This is a genomic window from Ectopseudomonas oleovorans, from assembly GCF_029845265.1.
Classification (GTDB): Bacteria; Pseudomonadota; Gammaproteobacteria; order Pseudomonadales; family Pseudomonadaceae; genus Aquipseudomonas; species Aquipseudomonas oleovorans.
Window position 1 is genome coordinate 1 of sequence record NZ_JAOCLK010000022.1, and the last position, 22,237, is coordinate 22,237.

Here is a 22,237-nt window from a genome sequence, read left to right on the forward strand (position 1 = left end):
TAGCTGTCTCTCACTGACGACGACTACCGGCCAGAAGCGAACTGTTTTGCAGCGGTTCAGCAGGCCTCCATGTAGAAGCTTGGGGGCGTCTACGAAACCAGGGGCGATTCAGTTCGGCACTCTCCGCGCCAGTTGGGGTTATGGATCAACCCATGACGGTGAGCGCTATGAGGTTCATCTTTGTGAGCCCTGCTTTTTTAGGACGATTTCCGGTCTCCGACGAGAGCGCATGGTGAATACCATGTTCAGCGATAAGGATCAGGATCTTGGCGACTTCGGGCGTATAGCTCGCGATGATTTTTTCAAGGAAGGCGGCGGTACGAGTTCCTGACTTTCTGCAGACGCGGCGACCCAAACCTTTGGATCACGCCTGATACGAAAGCATCAGGTTTTCTATCTAAACGCATGAAGAGCTGAAGACAGGGTCAATGAACAAGTGCGGAACCTCTGACAGCCTCTCTTCATTCGCTCCTGCCTTGGTTACGTCATATTGATTGGGGAAATGGCGTAGCAAGTGGAGTGCGTCGCGGCGAATTTCCTCGGGCAGATTGCTGTTACGAGCGAGTTTTCCTAGAAACTCGTAGGTTTGCGCTACTGCGCGGGTACGCTCATGGGGCAACGTCATGTCAGCCTCTACAAAAGATAAAAAATCGACACCATTTACACGCTCCCTCACCACTTTACCGCGTGTAGCACGCGCCGAACCTGTATCGCTCCATCCTCTGTCTTGCAAAGCGATGCGGGAGAGTTTCCGCCAAGGGCCTTGTTTGGTGCTTTGAGCCAGCGCTCTGTCTCCTTTTGATTCCCGAATATCTCGATGGCTGACTGGTTGACTGCTTTAGCTAGCGCCCGGACTCTTCTCGTGCTGATCCATTTTGGCTTTCCCTGGCTGGGCCATGCTTTGTCCCACAGAAGCGCTAATAGCACGCCAATAATTGCTGCCGATAGTGTTGAGAAAAGCTGACCTGATAGGTCGGCCCATCAGCCAGCCCATCCAGTGATACGACATTTGCCACGCTGGCATCATGAACCTGCTCGCCATCGGGCTCTCCGCCTGCTCGCCCGCCTTCATTGAAGCCAAGGCCTGGCCACCCTATCGCAGAGCCCGAGGCAGGGTCTGGCACCTGCACACTCAATACCGCCAGATCGTCGGGCAAATCATCCGCAATTCGCTCGGCGTAACGCCGTAGCGTCGGCTCAGCCAGCATGAATAACCAAGCCTCATCATCTGACTCATCCTTACGTCTGAGTACCCGACCCAGCACTTGCCGATAGTGCAGCTCAGTACGAATACGACTGAGGTAGCAGCACACCTGCAGACGGGGAATGTCCGTTCCCTCACTGATCATCCCCACTGCGACGATCCAACGGCAGTCGCTGTGCCTAAACGTGTTGATTAACTGCTGGGCATCCGGCGTTCGGTTGGTGACGATCTGACAGCTTTCCCCCATGGCCTCCAAGGCATGGGCTATCTGTCGTGCGTGCTCGATATCGGTAGATACCACCAAGCCAGCCGCATCTGGCTTGATCTGGCGAAGCACGTCCAGCTTGGCACGTCCCAAGATGAGCAACTGATCGATCACCTCGTCGTGACGCAGTAGTTCTTCGTAGGTGACGGGGGATTCTCCCAGGAGCTTAGCGATGCTGGGAAAAAGTCTGACGGTACTTTCAGCCTGCAACTCCTCCGTGAGCTTCACCTGCTGATTGTCGAGGAGGACTATGCGGGGCGAGCGGCAAACTCCATCAGCGATAGCCTCTTTTAATCCATAGCGAAAGTCACAAATCAGCTGGCCTTCCGGCGACGAGTATCGAGCCAAGGCAATGGCCCGGTCATCCGAGCGCCATGGTGTGCCGGACAGAGCCAGCGTGCATGCGGCGCGATCCTGAACCCGTTGGAGGATCTGCTGCCCCCAGGCGTTGCTCAGCAGCGGATCATGACCCGCACAGTGATGGATCTCGTCAAAGACAACGAAGACCCGGTAGTCGTCGAGGAGCTGCCAGAACGCCTCTTCACGGTAATCCATGGCTTGATAGGTGTACGCAGCGCCCACTGCCCCGAGCTGACCGTCCAGACGCCTGCCTAGCACCGCCATGAAGGTAGAGCGGAAGCCCTCCACTACCTGGCATGACGGCGCAAAGCAGAGCACAAGATCAATCCTGCCCTGATCCAGCAGGTTGCGAGCCAGCTCTGCTGCCATGCGCGTCTTGCCAGCGCCTGGTGTTGCTTGGCAGAAAAAATGTGACGTGGAAAGGAAGTGCTCCAGCGCCGTATTGATACAGCGGCGTTGCCAATCTCGCAGCAAGGAGGTCATCGAAGAGCGGCGAGCGTTTTGAGCGTATTCTCGACAGCGCGGAGATGCCCAATCAGTCGCGAGCTTCGGTCCCGAGCATCCAGATATTCGCTTTCGACCTTGTCACGCAGATGCGGCATATCTTCAAAGAGCTGCTTGTAGCGCTCCGCTTCCCCCATCGCAGAAAGGAAATCCAGCCGAATCTCCTTGAGGAGCGTTTCCAGATGCTGCTCTGCATCAGGTACCGGGCTTTCCGCCACAACATCCGGCTCTACCAGTGATCGCTCCTGATCGGCTTCACGCATCGCCATAAGACGGAGCTCGAACCCATCGTCGATCAGTTCAAGCTGAGCACGCGCCGGTAACGTTTTCAGGTGGTAAACCTGCCCTCGTGTCCGGCGCTCTTCATCAGGCACAAGCCAGCCCAGCCGGAGCATGCGACGGATCTGCTCATAAACGTAACGGCGAACATCATTGAGAGAAAAGCCCTCTCCGAGACGCTCAGCGTAGGCATCCCGCAATTCACGTGTGGTGAACGTTGTACGGCCTTGCTCCTGAAGCAGCTCATACAGGCGCCTGTCGAAAATGAACGAGGCCGATTTCATTGAGGCACCAGAAGGGTTAGCGCGAAAGAAATGCGGATTATAGTCCGTGGCCTGCTTGTCCGCAAACGCACGATAGTGCCGCCTCAAGTGGAATTGAGACGGTCATGGATACGTTGGCGAAAGCGTTAGGGGAACGCATCCGAATGCAGAGGAAGATCTGCCGGATTTCCCAGGATGCACTCGCGCTGGCCTGCAATATCGACCGCAGCTACATGGGCCGAATAGAGCGTGGCGAGGTCAACATTACCGTCGAGAAGCTCTATCGCATCGCAGGCGAGCTCGCCTGCGATCCTTCAAGCCTTCTTCCACGGCCGTCTGAAATTTAGTCAGCGCAAGTAGTCCACCGTGCAAGAAATTCAGACAGCAGCGCCGCCGTGACTTTGTCCCAAGCCACCAGTCGCCGTCAGCATCTTCAGAATCACCAACGCAAACGCCTGGCTCTTGGTCTCGTTATCCAGCACTTCCAGCGACATCTTTTCGTGGTCGGTCATGGCGTCGAGCACCGTGTCCAGCACGCGCTTGGGGAACAGGCCGTGCATGACCTGTTCGACCGAGTGGTTGTTCACCTGGGCCATCACATCCTCCTGGCGGCTGATGCGATTGGCGATGCCGGTGAGAAACTGCAGCTGGTCTTCGTCGCTCACCTCGGCGCCAAAGATATCGTTCAGCGCCTCGATGATTTCCGATAGCCGCTTCTTCTCCGGGTCATGGGGCTTGCCGCTGCCCAACCCCGTGGCCGGATCGAGGCCGTATTCGCCTTGCTCCTCACTCAAGCGCAGCTGATGCTCGGCGCGTTTGGTCAGGCGGTAGTGGGTCAGTTGCAGCTCGCCCACGTCCACGTCTTCCTGATCGAGGCGATCCACACGCAGCAGCGGGTGCAGGTGCTTGGCGTACACGCATAGCTGCTCCAGCTCGCGATCCTCATAGGGAATGATCTGGGAGAGGAACTCGTACAGGCGCACAAAGCTCTGCAGGTTCTTCTTGAACGGGTCGAGCTGATCCACCTGCTCGCCAGCTTCCTTCACTGCTGCTTCGGCTTTTTTCAGGCCGGCGCTGTCGCCGTTCTTCTCGGCGGTACGCTTGAAGTCCAGCGCCTGCTGGCGTGACTCTTGGGCCAGCTTGTAGCGCTTGGCAAAGCGCTCCTTGGCGGGCGCGCAGTAGTAGCTGAGCTTGCTGGCAGCGGCCTTGGGGTCGAAGAAGGCCAGCGCAAACGCCGCCACTTCCTCCCAGTGGTAAATGCCCTCGGCATCCAGCTTCTTCTGCAGGTCATAGATGAGCTGCGGGTCCGTCACGTCAGTCAGCTCGGCCTTGGTGTAGTACGGCAGAAAGGCGTCGAGAATGTCCTGAGGATCGTTGAAGAAGTCGAGAATGAAGGTCGGCTTGCTGTCGCCAAAGGTGCGGTTCAGGCGCGACAGGGTTTGCACGCAGTCCACGCCCTGCAGCTTCTTGTCCACGTACATGGCGCACAGCTTGGGCTGATCGAAGCCGGTCTGGTACTTGTTGGCGGCGATCATCACGTTGAAGTCCTGGGTGTCGAAGGCTTCCGCCAGATCACGCCCGTTCAGTCCGGGGTTGAGCAGGCTACTGCTTTCCGTCACCTCTTCGGGGATCACTCCATCCGGCAGCACACTGCCGGAGAAGGCCACCAGCGGGTGCACGTCGGTGTAGCCCATCTGCTTCACATAGGCCTGCACTGCCAACTGGTAGCGCACTGCCTCCTGCCGGCTGCTGGTGACCACCATGGCCTTGGCCTGGCCGCCCAGCAGGTGGCGGATATTGGCGCGGAAGTGCTCGACGATCACCTCCACCTTCTGGCTGATGTTGTACGGATGCAGGCGCACCCAGCGCGCCAGCTTCATGCGCGCCTTTTTCGAGTCCACTTCCTCGTCGTCGCCGTCCGGGTGGGCGATTTTCCAGGCGGTGCTGTAGGTGGTGTAGTTCTGCAGCACATCGAGAATGAAGCCTTCCTCGATGGCCTGGCGCATGGAGTACAGGTGAAACGCCTCGGGCTTGTTGTCGGCGCTGGCCGGCAGCGCCGGGTTGGCCGGGCGACCGAACAGCTCCAGGGTCTTGGCCTTGGGCGTGGCGGTAAAGGCGTAGTAGCTGATGCGCTCGTTGGGCGCGCGGGCAGCCACCGCGGCGTCCAGCAGCTCTTCGGCGCTGATCTCTTCGGCCTCCGGTGCATCGCTACCGAGAATCTGCTTCAACTTGCTGGCCGATGAGCCGGCCTGCGAGGAATGCGCCTCGTCGGCGATCACCGCATAGCGCCCGCTGGCAAGCCTCGGGTACTTGTCCAGCGCATCGAACAGCGCCGGAAAGGTCTGGATGGTGACGATGATGATGCGCGTCTGCTCGGCCAGCGCCTCGGCCAGTTGCTCGGATTTGCTCTGGCTGCCGATATCGCGGGTGATGCACTTGACCACGCCCTGGGCGTGCTCGAACTGGTAGATGGTGTCCTGCAGCTGCTTGTCCAGCACGGTGCGGTCGGTAATCACGATCACCGAGTTGAACAGGCGCTGGCCCTCGGCATCGTAGAGCGAGGCCAGTTGATGCGCCGTCCAGGCAATCGAGTTGGACTTGCCCGAGCCTGCGCTGTGCTGGATCAGGTAACGCTTGCCCGGCCCTTCGGCGCGGGTGGTCTCGATCAGCGTGTTGACCACTTCCCACTGGTGGTAGCGCGGGAAGATCAGGGTTTCCTTGGTGACGCGCTTGCCGTCTGCATCTTCCTTCACGCTCTTCTGCAGATGCAGGAAGCGGCCCAGCACCTTCAGCCAGGCATCCGGTTGGAACAGGCGCTGCCACAGGTAGCCGGTGGCGTACTGGCTGTCATCCGGCGCAGGCGGGTTGCCGGCACCGCCGTCGAGGCTGCCGAGGTTGAACGGCAAAAAGAAGGTGTCCTTGCCGGCCAGCTGGGTGGTCATCGCCACTTCATCCTGGCTCACGGCAAAGTGCACCAGCGCGCCGCGCTTGAAGCTCAAGAGCGGCTCGGGCTTGCGCGTGAGCGGGTCTTTCACCGGGCGGTCGTAGCGGTACTGGCGTTTGGCGTTTTCCACGCTCTGCTTGAACTCGCTTTTCAGCTCCAGCGTGGCGACAGGAATGCCGTTGACGAACAGCACCAGATCCAGACGGGGGTTGTATTCCCCCTCGCGGAAGTGAGGGGAATAAGACACCTCCGGCACCACGCGCAGGCGGTTGCACTGGTAGCGTTTGAGGGTGTCCGGGTTCATGCCGTGGTCGGGCTTGAAGCTGCACACCTCGATCTTCACCCCCGGCAGCTTGAAGCCATGGCGCAGCACATCCAGGGTGCCGTCCTGCTCCAGCTCGCGCACCAGCTTCTGCACCAGCACGCCTTCCGGGTTGTTGGGGTTGGCCTTGGCGAACTTGTCCCAGCGCTCGGGCCAAGCCTCCTTCAAGTAACCAAGAAAGTCCTCGGTATACAGGGCCGTGGAACGGTCGTAGCCGCTGGCCGGGCCGGTGAGCCAACCCTGGGCGACCATCGCGGTGATGATGTCCTGCTGGAATTGGGCTTCCTTGCTGTCCGCCATTTAGTTGGCCTCTGTTACTTCTAATTTTGGGGCTTGGTTGATGGCCGGCGGCTGCCAACCGCGAACATCGATTTTGCCGGTAACGGCGGCGGAGATCAGGGCGGAGCGACGCTCTTGGAGAAGCTCGACTGCAGAGCCACCTTCGGAGATCAACGCATCAATTTCTCCTACCAGCTTGTTGATGTACTCGGCGATGGCAACTTGCTCGTGGCTCGGGGGCACAGCTAGCCAAAAGGCGAGCAAGGATGACTGTGGCAAATTATTGGCCAATCCATTTCCGCCACTCAGCGCTTGTTCTATCTGGGCCCGCATAAACTGAGCATTCATCACCCAAACAAAAAAGGAACTGCTGATCTTTGCCTCCAAGTGGAGGCGAAAGATCTTGTCAGAAAGCATCAGCTTCTCGCGAACCTCTCCAAGCAGCGCAGTGGAACCTACTAATTCAGGTGAACCGCTTGCCCGGGACATCAATATATCGCCAGCACGAACTTCGTATTCAGCTACCGGCTCCAGCCAAGCAGGCAATGTCTTGTTCTCGGAAGGGTCGAATACCCCTCGATTGACACAACCAGCTTTTAGTACTCCCCAGGCATCCTCATCAGCAGGGTTTGCCTCGCATTCGGGGCTCCAGCCTTGCTCGATGGCACTAATTACCCGTCGGACAGAACAAACATCCCAATGCGCCGGCACCTCGCCCAGCCACTCTACGCCGGAGTCTTTCATCGGCACCGTCGGGTCGAGGCCTTTGGTTACGGCGCGGGAGATTACGGCCTGGCGCTTTTCCTTGAGCAGCTCGATCAGGCGCTGCTGCTCTTCGATCAGTGCGTCGATGCGGGCGGTTTCGTGGTCGAGGAAGCGGGCGATTTGGGTTTGTTCGGCAACTGGCGCAACTGGCATCGATAAAGAGCCGAACTGCTCATATGTAATTGTCCTCCCCTCTCTAATCCCAGTTGTTACAGACTGCAAAGCGGAGATGTAAGAGGCGTCTTTGAATAGATATCTGAGATAGCCAGGATTTAGATTTCTCTCATCTTTTCGCCGGAGAACGGTATATGCTGGACTAACACATCCATCATATGCTGAATGCTCAATACCCCCTTGAAAGGATCTGAGGCTAATAACAAAGTCGTTAGACTTTACGGCTCGGAAATTCTCAGTACCAGAAAGCGCCAAAACAACTTTTGTGTCATTCCTTTCCATGAAATCTTTTTGAGGAATAACACCGTATGCTTGGGTAGCAGCTAGCTGCTCAGCATCTGCGCTGGCCGACTCTCTAACATTGCCGAACATTCGCTTAGCAATGAACACAGCCCAGTGCCCGGGAATCTCTCCCAGCCATTCCACACCGGAATCCTTATAAGCCGGATATGCCGGAAAACTACTCGGGCTTTCCCTGCTCTCGCCCTGCGGGCCAACGGCTGCGCCGTTGTTCAAATTTGCTCCCGACAAATTTGTCATGCCGACAGCCCCTCTATCATCTGCTTGATGCGGTCGGTGCAGGCTTTAAGGTCGCGGTCGATCTCTTCCAGCGGGCGCGGTGGCTGGAACACGTAGAAGTGGCGATTGAAGGGAATCTCGAAACCGACCACACCGACTTCGCCGTCCTGCGCATCCGTCTTGCTCTCGTCGATCCAGGCATCCGGCACATGGGGTTTCACTTCGCGCTCGAAGTAGTCGTACACCGACTCGCCCAGCGGCACGTTCTCGTTGTCGCGCAGGCCGGCATCGGCTTCCGGCTGGCCTCTGACCATGCAGATATCCGCTTCCGGGTCGCGCTCGCTTAAGCCGCTGAGAATGGCCTTCAGCTCCGGCGTGCTGGGCGATACGTCGCGGGCGTTGAGCGCCTTCTTCAGCAGCTTGCTGAACTGCTCGCGGTTGCGGTGCAGCTGGCTTGCGTCCATCGCCTGCAGGGCTTCGATCAGGCGCTGACGGGCCGGGGCATCCATCTTCTCGATGGCTTTTTCTTCCAGCACTTTCTTGATGCGCTCGGCGCTGGTCTGGAAGTTCAGGCGCAGCGGACGCTCGACAGTGATGCGCCGGTAGCCAAAGGCTTCGACGGGGAAGATCTTGCTCTGCGCAGTTTCCTCGAAGCGGCCATACAGGCGCACCAGCGCGTCGATCTGCTCCTCGGTGAGGTACTGGCGTTTGCTGCCGAGGGATTTACGCATCTTGGCGAAGTGCTGGCTGCCGTCGATCAACTGCACCTTGCCCTGGCGAACGGCGGCCTTGTGGTTGCTCAGCACCCACACATAGGTGGCGATGCCGGTGTTGTAGAACATGTCGGTGGGCAGGGCGATGATGGCTTCGACCAGATCGTTCTGCAGCAGGTAGCGGCGAATCTCCGACTCGCCCGAACCGGCGCCGCCGGTAAACAGCGGCGAGCCGTTGAGGATGATGCCGATGCGCGAACCGCCTTCACGCGGGTCACGCATCTTGCTGACCAGGTGCAACAGGAACAGCAGCGAGCCATCGGACACACGCGGCAGGCCGGGGCCGAAGCGGCCGTTGAAGCCTTTTTCGCTGTGCTCGTCGGTGATCTGCTTTTGTACCTTCTTCCACTCCACGCCGAACGGCGGGTTGCTGAGCATGAAGTCGAAGCGGTTGTCGGCCAGTTGGTCGTCGGACAGGGTGTTGCCCAGCTTGATGTTGGATACGTCCTGGCCCTTGATCAGCATGTCCGCCTTGCAGATGGCGTAGGACTCGGGGTTGAGCTCCTGGCCATGCAGCGACACGGTGACCTGCTGGCTGATGGACTGGATGTACTCGTCGCCCTCGGAAAGGAATCCGCCGGTCCCGGCAGTCGGATCGTAGATGGTGACGATGCTGTTGGGCTTGAGCTTGTCGTCCTGCCCGGTGATTACCAGCGAGGTGGTCAGGTGTACGATATCTCGCGGGGTGAAGTGCTCCCCAGCGGTTTCGTTGGAGCTTTCCGCGAACTTGCGGATCAGCTCTTCGAAGATGATGCCCATGCCGAAGTTGCTGATGCGCTCGGGGCTCAGGTCGGTGGCGGCGAAGCGCTGCACCACCTGATACAGCAGGTTGGCGGCAGAGAGCTGCTGCACGAAGTCTTCAAAGTGAAAGTGCTCGAAGATCTCGCGGGCATCCTTGCTGAAGGACTGCACATAGCTCATCAGGTCGGCGGCGGTCTGGGTGTCGGACAGCGTACCCAGAGTCAGCTTGGAGGCATTGAAGAACTGCTGCCCGGCCGCGCGCAGCAGCAGGCGCTCGCGCACCAGATCAGGCCGGCCTTCCTGCGCGTAGGACTCACGGATCACCGCTTCCTTGGTCGGCTCCAGCACACATTCCATGCGCCGCAGCAGGGTGAACGGCAGGATGATGCGACCGTACTGCGACTGCTTGAAGTCACCGCGCAACAGGTCGGCAATCGACCAGAGAAAGGCGGCCGTCTGGGAATGGTTTTCCGTGTTCACGCTACTGCTCCAGAGTGTGCAAACAAAAACCGGAGTGTACCTCGCCAGGTGATATTCGTTCACACCCCATGTGGCTGTATGCCTTCATACGCACAAGCACCTGGACGAAAAGGTGCGCCTGCAGCGGGCTATCCCTACCAAGGGATATGTCGATGGCAAAGGCTTGTTCTGGGACGAAGTTATCGCCTGAAGCTGGTCGATGAGCAGGATGTACAACTTAAAGCCTCAGCCGGCCGCTTCCGCCTACTGCGGAGCGAGCTGCCAAAAGCCAGCATTTTATCCGAACGGTCTTAGGCTCTTCCCTTGGAAGAGGTCAGTTGACGAACCAGCGCCCGAATTTATACGTAGCCACGAGCGCTACGATTACGCCAGTCCATTCGAGCAGAAGCGAACCACCGAAGTGATTGCTTACCTTCGCAAACACGCCTACCAACAGCATAAACAGAATAATCGTCAGCGGAATGCTGGCTACCTTCATCAAGACACCGCCTCGTAGTTGGCTTGCAGGCGTGTCTGAATCCCATTGCTCCGAGAGACAAAAAGGGCAGCAGTTGGATATTGGCTTTCCACCGCCGATACGCCAGCCGTAACCAGCGGAAATGCTGCGGCTGAAAATTACACGCGGCACCATGCGTCGGTTACAGCGTCTGCACAACACTTGAGTCATGGCAAAGCTCCTGCTTTGTTTCTTGTAAAAAGAAACTACCAACAAGCGGAACAATCCCAAGGCCTAGCCCCACGACACCCAGAATTCGGGCCTGAAGTACATCACGCCAGTCCAGTGCAAAAACTGACTGCTGGATGGCATTTGGAGCGAAGAGAACTGAAGCCCCTCCCCTGGATGGGAAAGCTTTTCCCTACCAGGGGACAGGCTGTACTCACTACGTGGGAGTTCTCAGGTACTCATAGAGGGTGGCTCGGCTGATACCGAACTCGCGAGCCAACGCGGCTTTCGGCTCACGGGCTTCCACACGGCGCCGCAGTTCTTCGATTCGACTGTCGCTCAGCGCTTTTTTTCTCCCCCGATACACTCCGCGCTGTTTCGCCAGAGAAATTCCCTCTCGTTGGCGTTCTCGAATCAATGCTCGCTCGAACTCTGCGAAAGCGCCCATGACCGACAGCAGCAGGTTGGCCATCGGCGAATCCTCCCCGGTGAAGGTCAGCGACTCCTTCACGAACTCGATCCGCACTCCCCTCCCAGTGAGCTGCTGCACCATACGGCGTAAGTCATCCAGATTTCGAGCCAGGCGATCCATACTGTGCACCACCAAGGTGTCACCCTCGCGGACATAGCCAAGCAAAGCATCGAGTTGGGGGCGCTGAGTGTCTTTACCAGAAGCTTTGTCGATGAACACCTTGCCCACCTGAACGCTTTCCAGTTGTCGATCCGGGTTCTGGTCGAGCGTACTGACCCGTATGTAACCAATTCGTTGTCCGTGCATGCTGCCTCTCAGGAAAATGTGTATAGCTGAGATCTTAAAAGCAGCCAGGCAGATGCCAAGTTATTGCAAAAACGACCCTATCCGTACATGCAAAAACTGAGATTAAGTATGTCTGGTTAGGGTATAGGCCAAAAAGACATGTATCTGATCGGCAGCCTTGCCCACATTTCGGAGATACAATTCCCCGCCGCCCTATTGGTAGGTAGCAGTTATACTTATCTAGGATCTCGCCCACTTTACACCTATGACATTGGAAGACCTCATGACGCTGATTCATGCCGTAATAGGGATAACCATATTTGTGATTGCTGTCGGAGTATGCGGCTTTCTTGTGGCTGACTATCTAGACAAAAAATACGACACTGATGATCAATAGCGACCAAAGCCATTTTACTAATATAAAAAAATTCACAAATAAATTGAGAGAAAATATTCATAATCGAGTTTAAACACCTACCACTGTGTCATTCATTGAGATCAAAATCAGCGATTGCATCAGCAGCCCAAAAATTTTTATCTACATCACAAGAACCACGCACGAATTCAAGGTAGAAGTGACTTGATGTCATGCATCTTGCCTAGGGAACGCAGCAAAAATACGCGACACACAACTCTTTACGAGATTCCCAATAGCCTATATGAGGAAATGCTTGCCGAGACTACTGTGCGATGAGCGCCGAGCACACCTGCTTCAAGCAATGCGTTTGCAGCTGTTAGAGCACTCAATAGCGCCCCACAGCAAGAGCAGGCTTCTGAATTTTAGCTATGCCAGCCATGCAACAAATTTTTATCTGCGTAGCACTTATGAATTAATAGTTAAATAATCGAGAACATCCGACCCATTTCAAATTGACAGTACTACCGATAACCCAGCACCAAATGACTGCGCCAAACTGCCCGTCACACCGACTGCCTTTAGTGTTGACTCACAAACCATCACTACGCTGCGCGACACGGAGTTTTCTCAAAAAAATTGCCTTTCTCTATATCTATTAGCATCAAGGTCACACTTTTTTCGACACTGCGTAGCAGCAGGTTCAGTCGCGGCTGTGACTGGAAAAGACCGGAAAAAACCCTGAAAGGCCCGCCGTTACTGGGTTTGCGCACACCGGAAACAGTTTCCAGATTAGGTTTTTTTCCGGTAAACGGGCCTCGTGTTTCCGGTTCACCGGAAAATGCCTCTGCAAGACCGGAAAATAACACCGAAAAATAACCCGCAAGCCCCGCCGTTACTGGCTTTGCGCACACCGGAAACAGTTTCCAGATTAGGTTTTTTTTCCGGTAAACGGGCCTCGTGTTTCCGGTACACCGGAAAATGCCTCTGCAAGACCGGAAAATAACACCGGAAAATAACCCGCAGGCCCCGCCGTTACTGGCTTTTCGCACACCGGAAACAGTTCCCAGATTAGGTTTTTTTCCGGTAAACGGGCCTCGTGTTTCCGGTACACCGGAAAATGCCTCGCAGGACCGGAAAATAACACCGGAAATTACTCTGCAGGCCTCGCCGTTACTGGGCTTGCGTACACCGGAAACAGCATCGAAAAAAATCTCTCAGCCATGACCCCATCCAGGGAAAATAGAAAGATGGCGGGCATTTTTTGGAGTTGGATTTTAAGGCTGGCATGATCAAATAATTAACAACGGTATAGCGTATTTGGTTGTTCAAACCCTAACAACTAAAGCTAAAACAAAACTAGCACACTAATAAATCACGCTTGTAATTTAACGAGGAACAACCATGCTTAGGAAGCTTTCAGTTGCAGCACTGTTAATGGCGGCAATTTCAGGCTGCGCCAGCGGTGGAGGGTCACCAAAGATCAATGTATCTGATCTTAATGACCCAGCGACAACGCCACTAGAGAAATGGTCGGATGCCTTGCGCTACCTAGATGCTATGGGTATCTATGGAATGAGAGATGTTCCGGGTGAGCTATTTGCTAACTCGCCGGGCCAATCTGCCGAAGGCGGTTCCAGATATGGCGCACTTGACACTGCAAGTTTTGGACTTAGTGCAGCTTCGCCACCTACCGGAATGAGTGGCGGCGCCGCTCTTGGCATTGGCTTTGGGCTAATGCTTCTTAGTGGACCTGTGCAACCTGTTCAGGTCACTCAAATCGCTGCATGGGTTCCGTCTGACCTGGCCTCTTCACCTGAAGATGCTGCCAGAATTGTTGAGGAGGAATATAACAAAGCCAGAGAGAAGGTTTTTGTTAAGAAATTACCTCAAGATATAAGCATGACCAAGTACCCTGCCGCTTCTGGCCTTGCCTTCGATAAGAAATTCCCCAAAAAAAGCAACCTTGTCTTGTTCTCCGATCAAGCAAAAGAAAGCCCATGGTTTATCGACACTCCAAAATCATACGGTCCAATCTTCATTATCGACCATAAGCTTTCACATGAAATCACGCTGAACACTGAAGGATTTATGAACCTTGAAGGGTGGCGCACTAAACTCGCTGAGTTTTCTGAAGCTCTACCAGAATGGCTTATAATTTATGACACAGCTAAATCATACTCTAAAACCAACAGGTTACCGCCTGCTGTTTTTAAGGCGGGCGAGGCAAGTTACTTTATAGGAAAATAATTAATAGCAAAAATGAGCAGCCTACTTGGCGACTTTTCTAATTTTACTTTAGTAGGCGCTCCTCCATTCCTCACTTTCATCTGCGTCAATATTTTTCAGACGCTAACTCAGCACAAGCTCAGGAGCGGGGATATCAGGCTCAGACTGCCGTTTGTCATCCATTACGGCAACACCGATGCGATTGCCTCAAGCGCTAGGTCAGTTTCTGGGCAAATCAGCAAGTTCTGTTGCCGTCTGTGATCCATAGCGACAATGACTTGGCCGCTTGGGTATCCAAAAACACATGAGAGCCTTATGAATGAGCGGCTCGATAACAGAGCCCCGAAATAGGCACTTGCTATGGGCGCTTTGGCTTGCAACCTGCGACTCCCGAAGCAGTACTTTTCGTACAAAACCTAAAGCTGGGCGCGTCTAAAACCTGCCAAAAACTGGTCAGATAGCGCCCCCAAAAAAATTTGCAGTGCCATTTAATAGGTGTCGGCTAAGAACAGGAGGACACCTCATGCCGATATCAAGCTGTACCAACACAACTCACGTAGGGGCGCAAACGCGTACAAAACTCCTGGCGGCAAAAATGCAGAGCCCTAAATGGGAGGATCACCTGTGAGCACACCTCGTTGGGTTTTGATTCCCAGAGCCGCTGAAATGCTCGGATACAGCCGAACGGCCATCGAGCACAAGGTGAAAAACGGCACCTGGTCACAGGGACGAATCTGGCGCAAGGCACGAGATGGCCGCATCTTCATCAACATTGAGGAGGTGGACAAGTGGGTCGAGCAGTCTCCGCAGGAAGCGGCATAGAGGCCGAGCTAGCCAAGCACAAGGGCGTTGAGATCCACGGCAACAGCATCCGCATCGTATTCATGTGGAAGCGCCGCCGCTGTCGCGAAACCCTCGGCCTACCGGTTACCAAAGCCAACATCAAGCACGCCGCCCAGCTCCGGGCGGCAGTGCTTCATGCCATCAAGACCGGCACCTTCGACTACGCCCAGCACTTCCCCGAGTCCCGCCAGGCCGGTAACTACAGCAGCAGCCGCGACGAGCGCCTGCACGTGCTGCTGGCCCGATACAAGCCGCTCAAGGCCGTCGACATCACCGAGGAAACCGAGCGCCGCTATAGCCTGGCGCTCGACATCTGCATCGAGCTGCTGGGCAAGGATCGCCTGGCCAGCGTGTTGCTGCCCGAGGACATCCAGAACCTGCGCGTTACGCTGATCGCAACCCGAACCACGTCGACGGTGAATCACTACCTGGCCGTTCTCGCCGGCTTTCTGGGCTGGAGTGAGTCGAACGGCTATTGCCGGCCTGGCCTGGCGAGCGCCTGTACCCGCTTCGAGATGACCGACCGCGACCCCGACCCGCTCACGAAAGCCGAGCTGGCCGAGCTGCTGAACAAGGGCTGCCTGCACCCGATGGATCGCGCCGCCGTTACCCTGGCCGTCTACACCGGGCTGCGCCCAGGTGAACTCGGCGCGCTGGCCAGGGAGGACATCGACCTGACGAAGGGGCAGATCCACGTCAACCGCGCGATCACCAGCAAAGGCGCGTTCAAGCTGCCCAAGACAGGCAAGCGCCGCACCGTGCTGCTGTTCCCGCCGGCACTGGAAGCCTGCCGCGTACTGCTGGCCATCGACCACGGCATCGAGCCGCAGACGATCACCGTGCAGCTCAACCGGCACGAATCGCTGCAGGAGACGGTGACCCCGCTTATCTCCCCCGTCGTGCAAGCACGCAAGAAGCACGTCAACCCGTGGTTCATCCCGTCGTCATGGAACAGCAAGTGGGCGAACCTCCAGCGCCGCGCCAAGATCCGCCCGCGCCGGCCGTACCAGACCCGACACACCTACGCCTGCTGGTGTCTGGTCGCCCGTGGTAACCTCGCGTTCATCGCCAAGCAGATGGGGCACAAGGACTTCACCATGCTTGTTCAGGTGTACGCCAAGTGGATGGACGACGAGTCCCCAAACGAGCTGCGACACATCTGGTCAGGCATGCAAAGCACCAACTGATTTGCCCCAACCCTGCCCCACAAAAATTAGCGCTTAACTCTAAGTCACTGATGAATAAAGCAATTTCAGATTTGTCACAGCACACCCCGATGATGCAGCAGTACTGGAAGCTGAAGAACCAGCACCCGGATCAGTTGATGTTCTATCGCATGGGCGACTTCTACGAGATTTTCTACGAAGACGCGAAGAAGGCAGCCAAGCTGCTCGACATCACCCTGACCGCACGCGGCCAGTCGGCTGGCCAATCGATTCCCATGTGCGGCATTCCTTTCCATTCGCTCGAAGGCTACCTGGCCAAGCTGGTCAAGCTCGGCGAATCGGTGGTGATCTGCGAACAGATCGGCGACCCGGCCACCAGCAAGGGTCCGGTGGAGCGTCAGGTGGTACGCATCATCACCCCCGGCACCATCAGCGACGAAGCCCTGCTCGATGAGCACCGCGACAACCTGCTGGCTGCTGTCCTCGGTGATGAGCGCCTGTTCGGCCTGGCCGTGCTTGACATCACCAGCGGCCGCTTCAGCGTGCAGGAGATCAAGGGCTGGGAAAACCTGCTGGCCGAACTGGAGCGACTTAGCCCCGCCGAACTGCTGATCCCGGACGACTGGCCGCTGGGCCTGCCCGCCGAGAAGCGCAAAGGTTCGCGCCGCCGCGCCCCCTGGGATTTCGACCGCGACAGCGCCTTCAAGAGCCTGTGCCAGCAATTCAGCACACAGGATCTGAAAGGCTTCGGCTGCGAGAACCTGACCCTGGCCATCGGTGCCGCCGGCTGCCTGCTCAGCTATGCCAAGGAAACCCAGCGTACCGCCCTGCCTCACCTGCGCAGCCTGCGTCACGAGCGCCTGGACGACGCGGTGATCCTCGATGGTGCCAGCCGCCGCAACCTGGAGCTGGACATCAACCTCGCCGGCGGCCGCGACAACACCCTGCAATCGGTGATGGATCGCTGCCAGACCGCCATGGCCAGCCGCCTGCTGGGCCGTTGGCTGAACCGTCCCTTGCGTGATCGCGCGGTGCTGGAGGCGCGTCAGGACGCCATCGCCCGCCTGCTCGATGGCTATCGCTTCGAAACGCTGCAGCCGCAGCTCAAGGAAATCGGCGACCTGGAGCGTATTCTCGCCCGTATCGGCCTGCGCAACGCCCGTCCGCGCGACCTTGCCCGCCTGCGCGACGCCCTGGCGGCACTGCCCGAGCTGCAGTTGGCGATGACCTCGCTGGATACCCCGCACCTGCAACAGCTGGCCAGCAGCATCTCCACCTACCCGGAACTGGCCGACCTACTGGCCCGCGCCATCATCGACAACCCGCCGGCGGTGATCCGCGACGGCGGCGTGCTGAAGAGCGGCTATGACGCCGAGCTGGACGAACTGCAGGCCATGAGCGAGAACGCCGGACAGTTCCTCATGGATCTGGAAGCGCGGGAGAAGGAGCGCACCGGCCTGGCCAACCTCAAGGTCGGCTACAACCGCGTGCACGGCTACTTCATCGAACTGCCGACCAAGCAGGCCGAGTCGGCGCCGGCTGACTACATCCGCCGACAGACACTCAAAGGTGCCGAGCGCTTCATCACCCCCGAGCTGAAAGAGTTCGAGGACAAGGCGCTGTCGGCCAAGAGCCGCGCCCTGGCCCGCGAAAAGATGCTCTACGACGAGTTGCTCGAGCGCCTGATCGGCCATCTGGCGCCGCTGCAGGACAGTGCCGCAGCCCTCGCCGAACTGGACGTGCTGAGCAATCTTGCAGAGCGCGCGCTGAATCTCGACCTGAACCGCCCGCGTTTCGTCGACGAGCCGTGCATGCGCATCGACCAGGGCCGTCACCCGGTGGTCGAACAGGTGCTGACCACACCCTTCGTGGCCAACGACCTGGATCTCGACGACAACCGCCGCATGCTGATCATTACTGGGCCGAACATGGGTGGTAAATCCACCTACATGCGCCAGACCGCACTGATCGTGCTGCTGGCCCATATCGGCAGCTTCGTGCCGGCGGCGGCCTGCGAACTGTCGCTGGTCGACCGCATCTTCACCCGTATCGGCTCCAGCGATGACCTGGCCGGCGGCCGCTCCACCTTCATGGTAGAGATGAGCGAAACCGCCAACATTCTGCACAACGCCAGCGAGCGCAGCCTGGTACTGATGGACGAGGTCGGACGTGGCACCAGCACTTTCGACGGCCTGTCACTGGCCTGGTCGGCGGCCGAGCATCTGGCGCGCCTGCGCGCCTTCACCCTGTTCGCCACCCACTATTTCGAGCTGACCGTGCTGCCGGAAAGCGAGCCGGTGGTGGCCAACGTGCACCTCTCGGCCACCGAGCACAACGAGCGTATCGTCTTCCTCCACCATGTCCAGCCTGGGCCGGCGAGCCAGAGCTACGGCCTGGCGGTGGCGCAACTGGCCGGCGTACCCGGCACGGTGATCAGCCGTGCCCGCGAGCACCTGGCGCGCCTGGAAGCTACCAGCCTGCCGCACGATCTGCCACGCCAGGCGCCCGGCCAGCCGCAGGTGCCGATGCAGAGCGACCTGTTCGCCAGCGTGCCACACCCGCTGTTGGAGCAATTGGGTAAGATCAATCCGGATGATCTGACCCCACGCAAGGCCTTGGAACTGTTATATACATGGAAGACGCAGATCTAACGCTCGATAGAACAAACTGTTAGAATCGCGCGCAATTTTACGACTGCCCGGCTTACAGCCTGAGCCGCGGCCACAGACAGAGCGCCTGCAGCCCTTCGCAGAAAAGGCGCAGGCCGCCCCCGAGGAGAGAATCAGACATGACCTTCGTCGTCACCGACAACTGCATCAAGTGCAAATACACCGACTGTGTGGAAGTCTGCCCGGTGGATTGCTTCTACGAAGGCCCGAACTTTCTGGTCATCCATCCGGACGAGTGCATCGACTGCGCCCTGTGCGAGCCAGAATGCCCGGCCCAGGCAATCTTCTCCGAAGACGAAGTGCCCGAGGGCATGCAGGAGTTCATCGAGCTGAACGCCGAACTGGCAGAAGTCTGGCCAAACATCACCGAAAGGAAAGATGCCCTGCCGGACGCCGAAGAGTGGGATGGTGTGAAGGACAAGCTGCAACACCTGGAGCGCTAAGTTCGCCCTGAAACACAAAGACCCGCCAAGTGCGTAATGCTGTTCACTTAAGGTTGCACACGTTTGGCTCCCCTCTCCCATTTATTGGGGGCACGCCTAGGGTCTGGCGGAGAGGGCAGAAAACACCGCAAAACTGCCAGTTTCCCCCTCTCCGAACGCGGCCGCCCTAACCCTCTCCCCGAAGGGGCGAGGGGACTGATCGAGCTCGACCGTTTCTTAAGTGAACAGCATTACGCCAAGTGCGGGTCTTTTACTTTCAGGCTCCGGGCCAACTGCCCGCCAGGCTGGTGTCACAAACAGCACGCGCAAAAAAAGGGCGGCTTGCGCCGCCCACTTTAATTCCCTAATCCCTTAATTTCCCAACCCATCATCCTGATGAATCGCTTCTTGCGATGTTCCTGATCATCATCCTGATGACCTGTGCTTGTCCCTAAACACGGGTGTGATATTAGCTGTTACGGGCAGCGGCACAACCCGGCCAAAATTTATCTCGAATGTTCATTGCCCCTATAAAAACCCTATAAAACATTAACTTAAAAACAAATTCAGCAAAAAGAGCAGTGTTTTCAACACAAACACTGACAACACCTGTAAGCGATGACTTACATTGGGTCGATCGGGTATCCGACTTCTCGGCGGCGTAGACAGCAGGGTTACAGCTTTTGGCCTTTCCTGCTCCGCCCGGTGGTTGCGCACCGGGCGCCGCTGAGATCTCCCAGTTTCTGTGCGAAGGACTTCCCGACGTGCACAGGGTCTCCGACCGCGCGGGATCAGTGCATGACTGGCGTAAAACGCCATGCTCCGTGTTGCCTTCTGCTTCGCTTAACAGCATCGGCATCGGCCGCAAGAACTGGCTGTTCAGCGACACGCCCAAGGGTGGCACGGCCAGCGCGCAGATCTACAGCCTGATCGAAACTGCCAAAGCCAACGGGCAAGAGCCTTACGCCTGGTTGCGCCACATCCTTGAACGCCTGCCGACCGCCAGTAGCGTCGAGGATTACGAAGCGCTGCTGCCGTGGAACTGCTCGCCAGCTTCTGCCTCTGCTTCCTGAAAAAAACCGTCCACCAGGACGGGGTTTATGGAGCGGTTACGACATAACGCATGGTGGGCCTGCTGGCCGCTTCACAAATTGCCTGCGCATCGTTCGCGTCGTTCTTGCCGCCTTTCACGTAAGGCTTGACGAACTGCGGAGCAATTAAACGCACCTCATGCCCCAGCTTGCCTAATTCACGGGCCCAGTAATGCGCGCTGCCACAGGCCTCCATCGCCACCACACACGGCTCCAGTTGGCGGAAAAAATCCAGCATCTGATGCCGTTTGAGTTGCTTGCGGCATTTGACCTGCTCATGGCTGTCGACACCATGAACTTGAAAAACCTGCTTTGCCAAATCCACGCCTATGCGTTTAAGTTTCATGCGGGCTCCCCCTCCGGGATTGCTTGTTTTACAACCTTCAGTCTGGCGCAATGACGCCGTAGGAGGGAGGAGTCCATCTCATTGGGCTACGAACACAACGCCCGAGAACGAAAAAACCGGCCCAAGCGCAAGGCGTTGGCTTAATCTGTTGATGCAGATCGCTAACGTCATGATCTGAAAGCCAAAAAGTAGAAGTCCCCAGCAGAAAATATCTCGGCTGGGGATTTTTGCTTATAGGGCCCGTAACCGCAGGCCATCGGGGAATCTTTCAACAGATTTCCCCAACGGCTAGGCCCAAGCGCCGGTTTTTTCGTTGCTGCCGCCTGAGACGCTAGAAGCTCTCCCGATTCGGCCAGCGCCACTCGGAAACCACTATCCAGCCTGTCTCCCCGACCGGCTCAGGCCGCCGGCCGGAGCCGCTCAAAAAAGCCGGTTGAGGCCGTCGAACGCGGCAACCCGATAGGCCTCGGCCATGGTCGGGTAGTTGAAGGTGGTGTTGATGAAGTACTTGATGCTGTTGGCTTCACCCTTCTGGTTCATGATCGCCTGGCCAATGTGGACGATCTCCGAGGCCTGATAGCCGAAGCAATGCACACCCAGCACTTCCAGGGTTTCACGATGGAAGAGAATCTTCAGCATACCCACCGGTTCCACCGAGATCTGCGCACGGGCCATACCCTTGAAGAAGGCCTTGCCGACCTCGTAAGGCACCTTGGCCTGAGTCAGCTCACGCTCGGTCTTGCCGATCGAGCTGATCTCCGGAATGGTGTAAATACCGGTCGGCACGTCATCGACGAAGCGCCAGCTGCCGTTGTCGACGATGCTGCCGGCAGCCGAACGCCCCTGGTCGGCAGCGGCGCTGGCCAGACTCGGCCAGCCGATCACGTCACCGGCGGCGTAGATGTTGCTGACCTCGGTGCGGTAATGCTCGTCGACCTGGATCTGACCACGGCTGTTGACCGCGATGCCGATGTTTTCCAGGCCCAGCTGATCGGTATTGCCGGTCCGGCCGTTACACCACAGCAGGGCGTCGGCCTTGATCTTCTTGCCCGACTTCAGATGCAGAACCACGCCGTTTTCCACGCCCTCGATGCGCTCGTACTCTTCGTTGTGACGAATCAGCACGTTGTTGTTGCGCAGGTGGTAGGAAAGCGCGTCGGAGATTTCCGAGTCGAGGAAGCTGAGCAGTTGATCGCGGTTGTCGATCAGGTCGACCAGCACACCCAGGCCACTGAAGATCGAGGCGTACTCGCAACCGATCACTCCCGCTCCGTAGATGATCAGACGACGCGGTGTGTGACCCAGGCTGAGAATGGTGTCGCTATCGTAGATACGCGGGTGACGAAAATCGACATCGGCCGGGCGATAGGGACGCGAGCCGGTGGCGATGACGATCTGCTTGGCCACCAGCTTTTCCACTACGCCATTGAGGCAGACCACTTCGATCGTCTGCTCGTCGGCGAAGCTGGCGGTACCGAAATAGGTGTCGATGCGGTTGCGCGCGTAGTAGCCGGTGCGCGAAGTGACTTGCTTGGCGATCACCTTCTCGGCGCTTTTCAGCACGTCGGGGAACGAGAACCAGCGTGGCTCGCCGATCTGGCGGAACATCGGGTTGGTGTTGAACTGCATGATCTGCCGCACCGAATGGCGCAGCGCCTTGGACGGAATGGTGCCCAGGTGGGTGCAGTTGCCGCCGACCAGCGGACGGTTGTCCACCACGGCCACCTTGCGCCCGGCCTTGGCCGCGTTCATCGCCGCGCCCTCGCCCGCCGGGCCGGAGCCCAGCACCACCACATCGTAGTTGTAGACCGCCATGTTTACTC

At 57.6% G+C, this 22,237-nt stretch carries 17 protein-coding genes and 2 pseudogenes; 8 read left to right on the top strand and 11 right to left on the bottom strand.

The window, feature by feature from the left end; translation table 11 throughout:
* Nucleotides 1-79 precede the first annotated feature (79 nt).
* A complete protein-coding gene (locus N5J71_RS12750; protein ID WP_376778371.1) occupies nucleotides 80-331 on the top strand; it encodes a hypothetical protein in 252 nt (83 codons plus the stop codon).
* Nucleotides 332-397: 66 nt separating this feature from the next.
* On the opposite strand, the gene N5J71_RS22410 is transcribed toward N5J71_RS12750, so the two are convergent.
* The 4 genes from N5J71_RS22410 to N5J71_RS12765 are packed head-to-tail and all read right to left on the bottom strand — an operon-like array spanning nucleotide 398 to nucleotide 2,896.
* Nucleotides 398-625 (bottom strand): BPSL0761 family protein, encoded by a 228-nt coding sequence (locus N5J71_RS22410; protein WP_015278127.1) that lies wholly within the window; start codon nucleotides 623-625, stop codon nucleotides 398-400.
* 47 nt (nucleotides 626-672) lie between these two features.
* Nucleotides 673-927, bottom strand: a complete 255-nt coding sequence (locus N5J71_RS12755; protein ID WP_237046275.1) for an MbcA/ParS/Xre antitoxin family protein — start codon at nucleotides 925-927, stop codon at nucleotides 673-675.
* Nucleotides 918-2,312, bottom strand: coding sequence for a DEAD/DEAH box helicase (locus N5J71_RS12760; protein ID WP_279916970.1), 1,395 nt, complete (start codon nucleotides 2,310-2,312; stop codon nucleotides 918-920). Before N5J71_RS12760 ends, N5J71_RS12755 begins: the two co-directional genes overlap by 10 nt.
* Nucleotides 2,309-2,896, bottom strand: coding sequence for a VspR family transcription factor (locus tag N5J71_RS12765; RefSeq protein ID WP_279916971.1), 588 nt, complete (start codon nucleotides 2,894-2,896; stop codon nucleotides 2,309-2,311). Before N5J71_RS12765 ends, N5J71_RS12760 begins: the two co-directional genes overlap by 4 nt.
* A 104-nt stretch (nucleotides 2,897-3,000) precedes the next feature.
* Here N5J71_RS12765 and N5J71_RS12770 point away from each other — a divergent pair, with 104 nt between their 5' ends.
* A complete protein-coding gene (locus tag N5J71_RS12770; protein ID WP_279916972.1) occupies nucleotides 3,001-3,222 on the top strand; it encodes a helix-turn-helix domain-containing protein in 222 nt (73 codons plus the stop codon).
* A 30-nt stretch (nucleotides 3,223-3,252) separates the two neighbouring features.
* Here the strand turns inward: N5J71_RS12770 and N5J71_RS12775 are convergent, their stop codons facing one another.
* From N5J71_RS12775 to N5J71_RS12795, 5 genes are all read right to left on the bottom strand, one after another.
* Nucleotides 3,253-6,441, bottom strand: coding sequence for a type I restriction endonuclease subunit R (locus tag N5J71_RS12775; protein WP_279916973.1), 3,189 nt, complete (start codon nucleotides 6,439-6,441; stop codon nucleotides 3,253-3,255).
* Nucleotides 6,442-7,899: a restriction endonuclease subunit S domain-containing protein gene (locus N5J71_RS12780; protein ID WP_116801474.1), complete on the bottom strand. Its 1,458-nt coding sequence runs from the start codon at nucleotides 7,897-7,899 to the stop codon at nucleotides 6,442-6,444.
* Nucleotides 7,896-9,872, bottom strand: a complete 1,977-nt coding sequence (locus N5J71_RS12785; RefSeq protein ID WP_279916974.1) for a type I restriction-modification system subunit M — start codon at nucleotides 9,870-9,872, stop codon at nucleotides 7,896-7,898. The genes N5J71_RS12780 and N5J71_RS12785 overlap by 4 nt, the downstream gene beginning before the upstream one ends.
* A 313-nt stretch (nucleotides 9,873-10,185) precedes the next feature.
* Nucleotides 10,186-10,539, bottom strand: coding sequence for a hypothetical protein (locus tag N5J71_RS12790; RefSeq protein WP_126587093.1), 354 nt, complete (start codon nucleotides 10,537-10,539; stop codon nucleotides 10,186-10,188).
* Between the two features lie 214 nt (nucleotides 10,540-10,753).
* On the bottom strand, nucleotides 10,754-11,314 hold the full coding sequence (locus N5J71_RS12795; RefSeq protein WP_031690591.1) for a recombinase family protein: 561 nt from the start codon (nucleotides 11,312-11,314) through the stop codon (nucleotides 10,754-10,756).
* A gap of 1,738 nt (nucleotides 11,315-13,052) precedes the next feature.
* On the opposite strand from N5J71_RS12795, the gene N5J71_RS12800 reads away from it, so the two are divergent.
* The 6 genes and pseudogenes from N5J71_RS12800 to N5J71_RS12825 form a co-directional block, all read left to right on the top strand.
* On the top strand, nucleotides 13,053-13,898 hold the full coding sequence (locus N5J71_RS12800; RefSeq protein WP_279916975.1) for a hypothetical protein: 846 nt from the start codon (nucleotides 13,053-13,055) through the stop codon (nucleotides 13,896-13,898).
* Nucleotides 13,899-14,543: 645 nt separating this feature from the next.
* A complete protein-coding gene (locus N5J71_RS12805; RefSeq protein WP_241867111.1) occupies nucleotides 14,544-14,699 on the top strand; it encodes an excisionase family protein in 156 nt (51 codons plus the stop codon).
* Nucleotides 14,666-15,907 (top strand): site-specific integrase, encoded by a 1,242-nt coding sequence (locus tag N5J71_RS12810; RefSeq protein WP_031689877.1) that lies wholly within the window; start codon nucleotides 14,666-14,668, stop codon nucleotides 15,905-15,907. Before N5J71_RS12805 ends, N5J71_RS12810 begins: the two co-directional genes overlap by 34 nt.
* Nucleotides 15,908-15,957: 50 nt before the next feature.
* Nucleotides 15,958-18,537, top strand: a complete 2,580-nt coding sequence (gene mutS, locus N5J71_RS12815) for a DNA mismatch repair protein MutS (RefSeq protein WP_424960568.1) — start codon at nucleotides 15,958-15,960, stop codon at nucleotides 18,535-18,537.
* Between the two features lie 137 nt (nucleotides 18,538-18,674).
* Complete coding sequence (gene fdxA, locus N5J71_RS12820) at nucleotides 18,675-18,998, top strand: ferredoxin FdxA (RefSeq protein ID WP_125874295.1); 324 nt, start codon at nucleotides 18,675-18,677, stop codon at nucleotides 18,996-18,998.
* Nucleotides 18,999-19,834: 836 nt separating this feature from the next.
* Nucleotides 19,835-20,050: pseudogene (locus N5J71_RS12825) on the top strand (transposase domain-containing protein); the annotation flags it as partial.
* 40 nt (nucleotides 20,051-20,090) lie between these two features.
* On the opposite strand, the pseudogene N5J71_RS12830 reads toward N5J71_RS12825, so the two are convergent.
* Together N5J71_RS12830 and sthA are read right to left on the bottom strand one after the other, a co-directional pair.
* Nucleotides 20,091-20,414 (bottom strand): annotated as a pseudogene (locus tag N5J71_RS12830) (IS110 family transposase); the annotation flags it as partial.
* A gap of 420 nt (nucleotides 20,415-20,834) precedes the next feature.
* Nucleotides 20,835-22,229 carry a Si-specific NAD(P)(+) transhydrogenase gene (sthA, locus tag N5J71_RS12835; protein ID WP_003462032.1) on the bottom strand — a complete coding sequence of 465 codons (1,395 nt, stop codon included), beginning with the start codon at nucleotides 22,227-22,229 and terminating at the stop codon, nucleotides 20,835-20,837.
* Nucleotides 22,230-22,237: the final 8 nt, after the last annotated feature.

What these genes read in the sequence shown, in the direction of transcription:
- N5J71_RS22410 (WP_015278127.1), bottom strand. Translation starts at nt 625, where the DNA reads ATGACGTTGCCCCATGAGCGTACCCGCGCAGTAGCGCAAACCTACGAG.
- N5J71_RS12760 (WP_279916970.1), bottom strand. Translation starts at nt 2,312, where the DNA reads ATGACCTCCTTGCTGCGAGATTGGCAACGCCGCTGTATCAATACGGCG.
- N5J71_RS12765 (WP_279916971.1), bottom strand. Translation starts at nt 2,896, where the DNA reads ATGAAATCGGCCTCGTTCATTTTCGACAGGCGCCTGTATGAGCTGCTT.
- N5J71_RS12770 (WP_279916972.1), top strand. Translation starts at nt 3,001, where the DNA reads ATGGATACGTTGGCGAAAGCGTTAGGGGAACGCATCCGAATGCAGAGG.
- N5J71_RS12775 (WP_279916973.1), bottom strand. Translation starts at nt 6,441, where the DNA reads ATGGCGGACAGCAAGGAAGCCCAATTCCAGCAGGACATCATCACCGCG.
- N5J71_RS12780 (WP_116801474.1), bottom strand. Translation starts at nt 7,899, where the DNA reads ATGACAAATTTGTCGGGAGCAAATTTGAACAACGGCGCAGCCGTTGGC.
- N5J71_RS12790 (WP_126587093.1), bottom strand. Translation starts at nt 10,539, where the DNA reads ATGACTCAAGTGTTGTGCAGACGCTGTAACCGACGCATGGTGCCGCGT.
- N5J71_RS12795 (WP_031690591.1), bottom strand. Translation starts at nt 11,314, where the DNA reads ATGCACGGACAACGAATTGGTTACATACGGGTCAGTACGCTCGACCAG.
- N5J71_RS12800 (WP_279916975.1), top strand. Translation starts at nt 13,053, where the DNA reads ATGCTTAGGAAGCTTTCAGTTGCAGCACTGTTAATGGCGGCAATTTCA.
- N5J71_RS12805 (WP_241867111.1), top strand. Translation starts at nt 14,544, where the DNA reads ATGCTCGGATACAGCCGAACGGCCATCGAGCACAAGGTGAAAAACGGC.
- mutS (WP_424960568.1), top strand. Translation starts at nt 15,958, where the DNA reads ATGAATAAAGCAATTTCAGATTTGTCACAGCACACCCCGATGATGCAG.
- fdxA (WP_125874295.1), top strand. Translation starts at nt 18,675, where the DNA reads ATGACCTTCGTCGTCACCGACAACTGCATCAAGTGCAAATACACCGAC.
- sthA (WP_003462032.1), bottom strand. Translation starts at nt 22,229, where the DNA reads ATGGCGGTCTACAACTACGATGTGGTGGTGCTGGGCTCCGGCCCGGCG.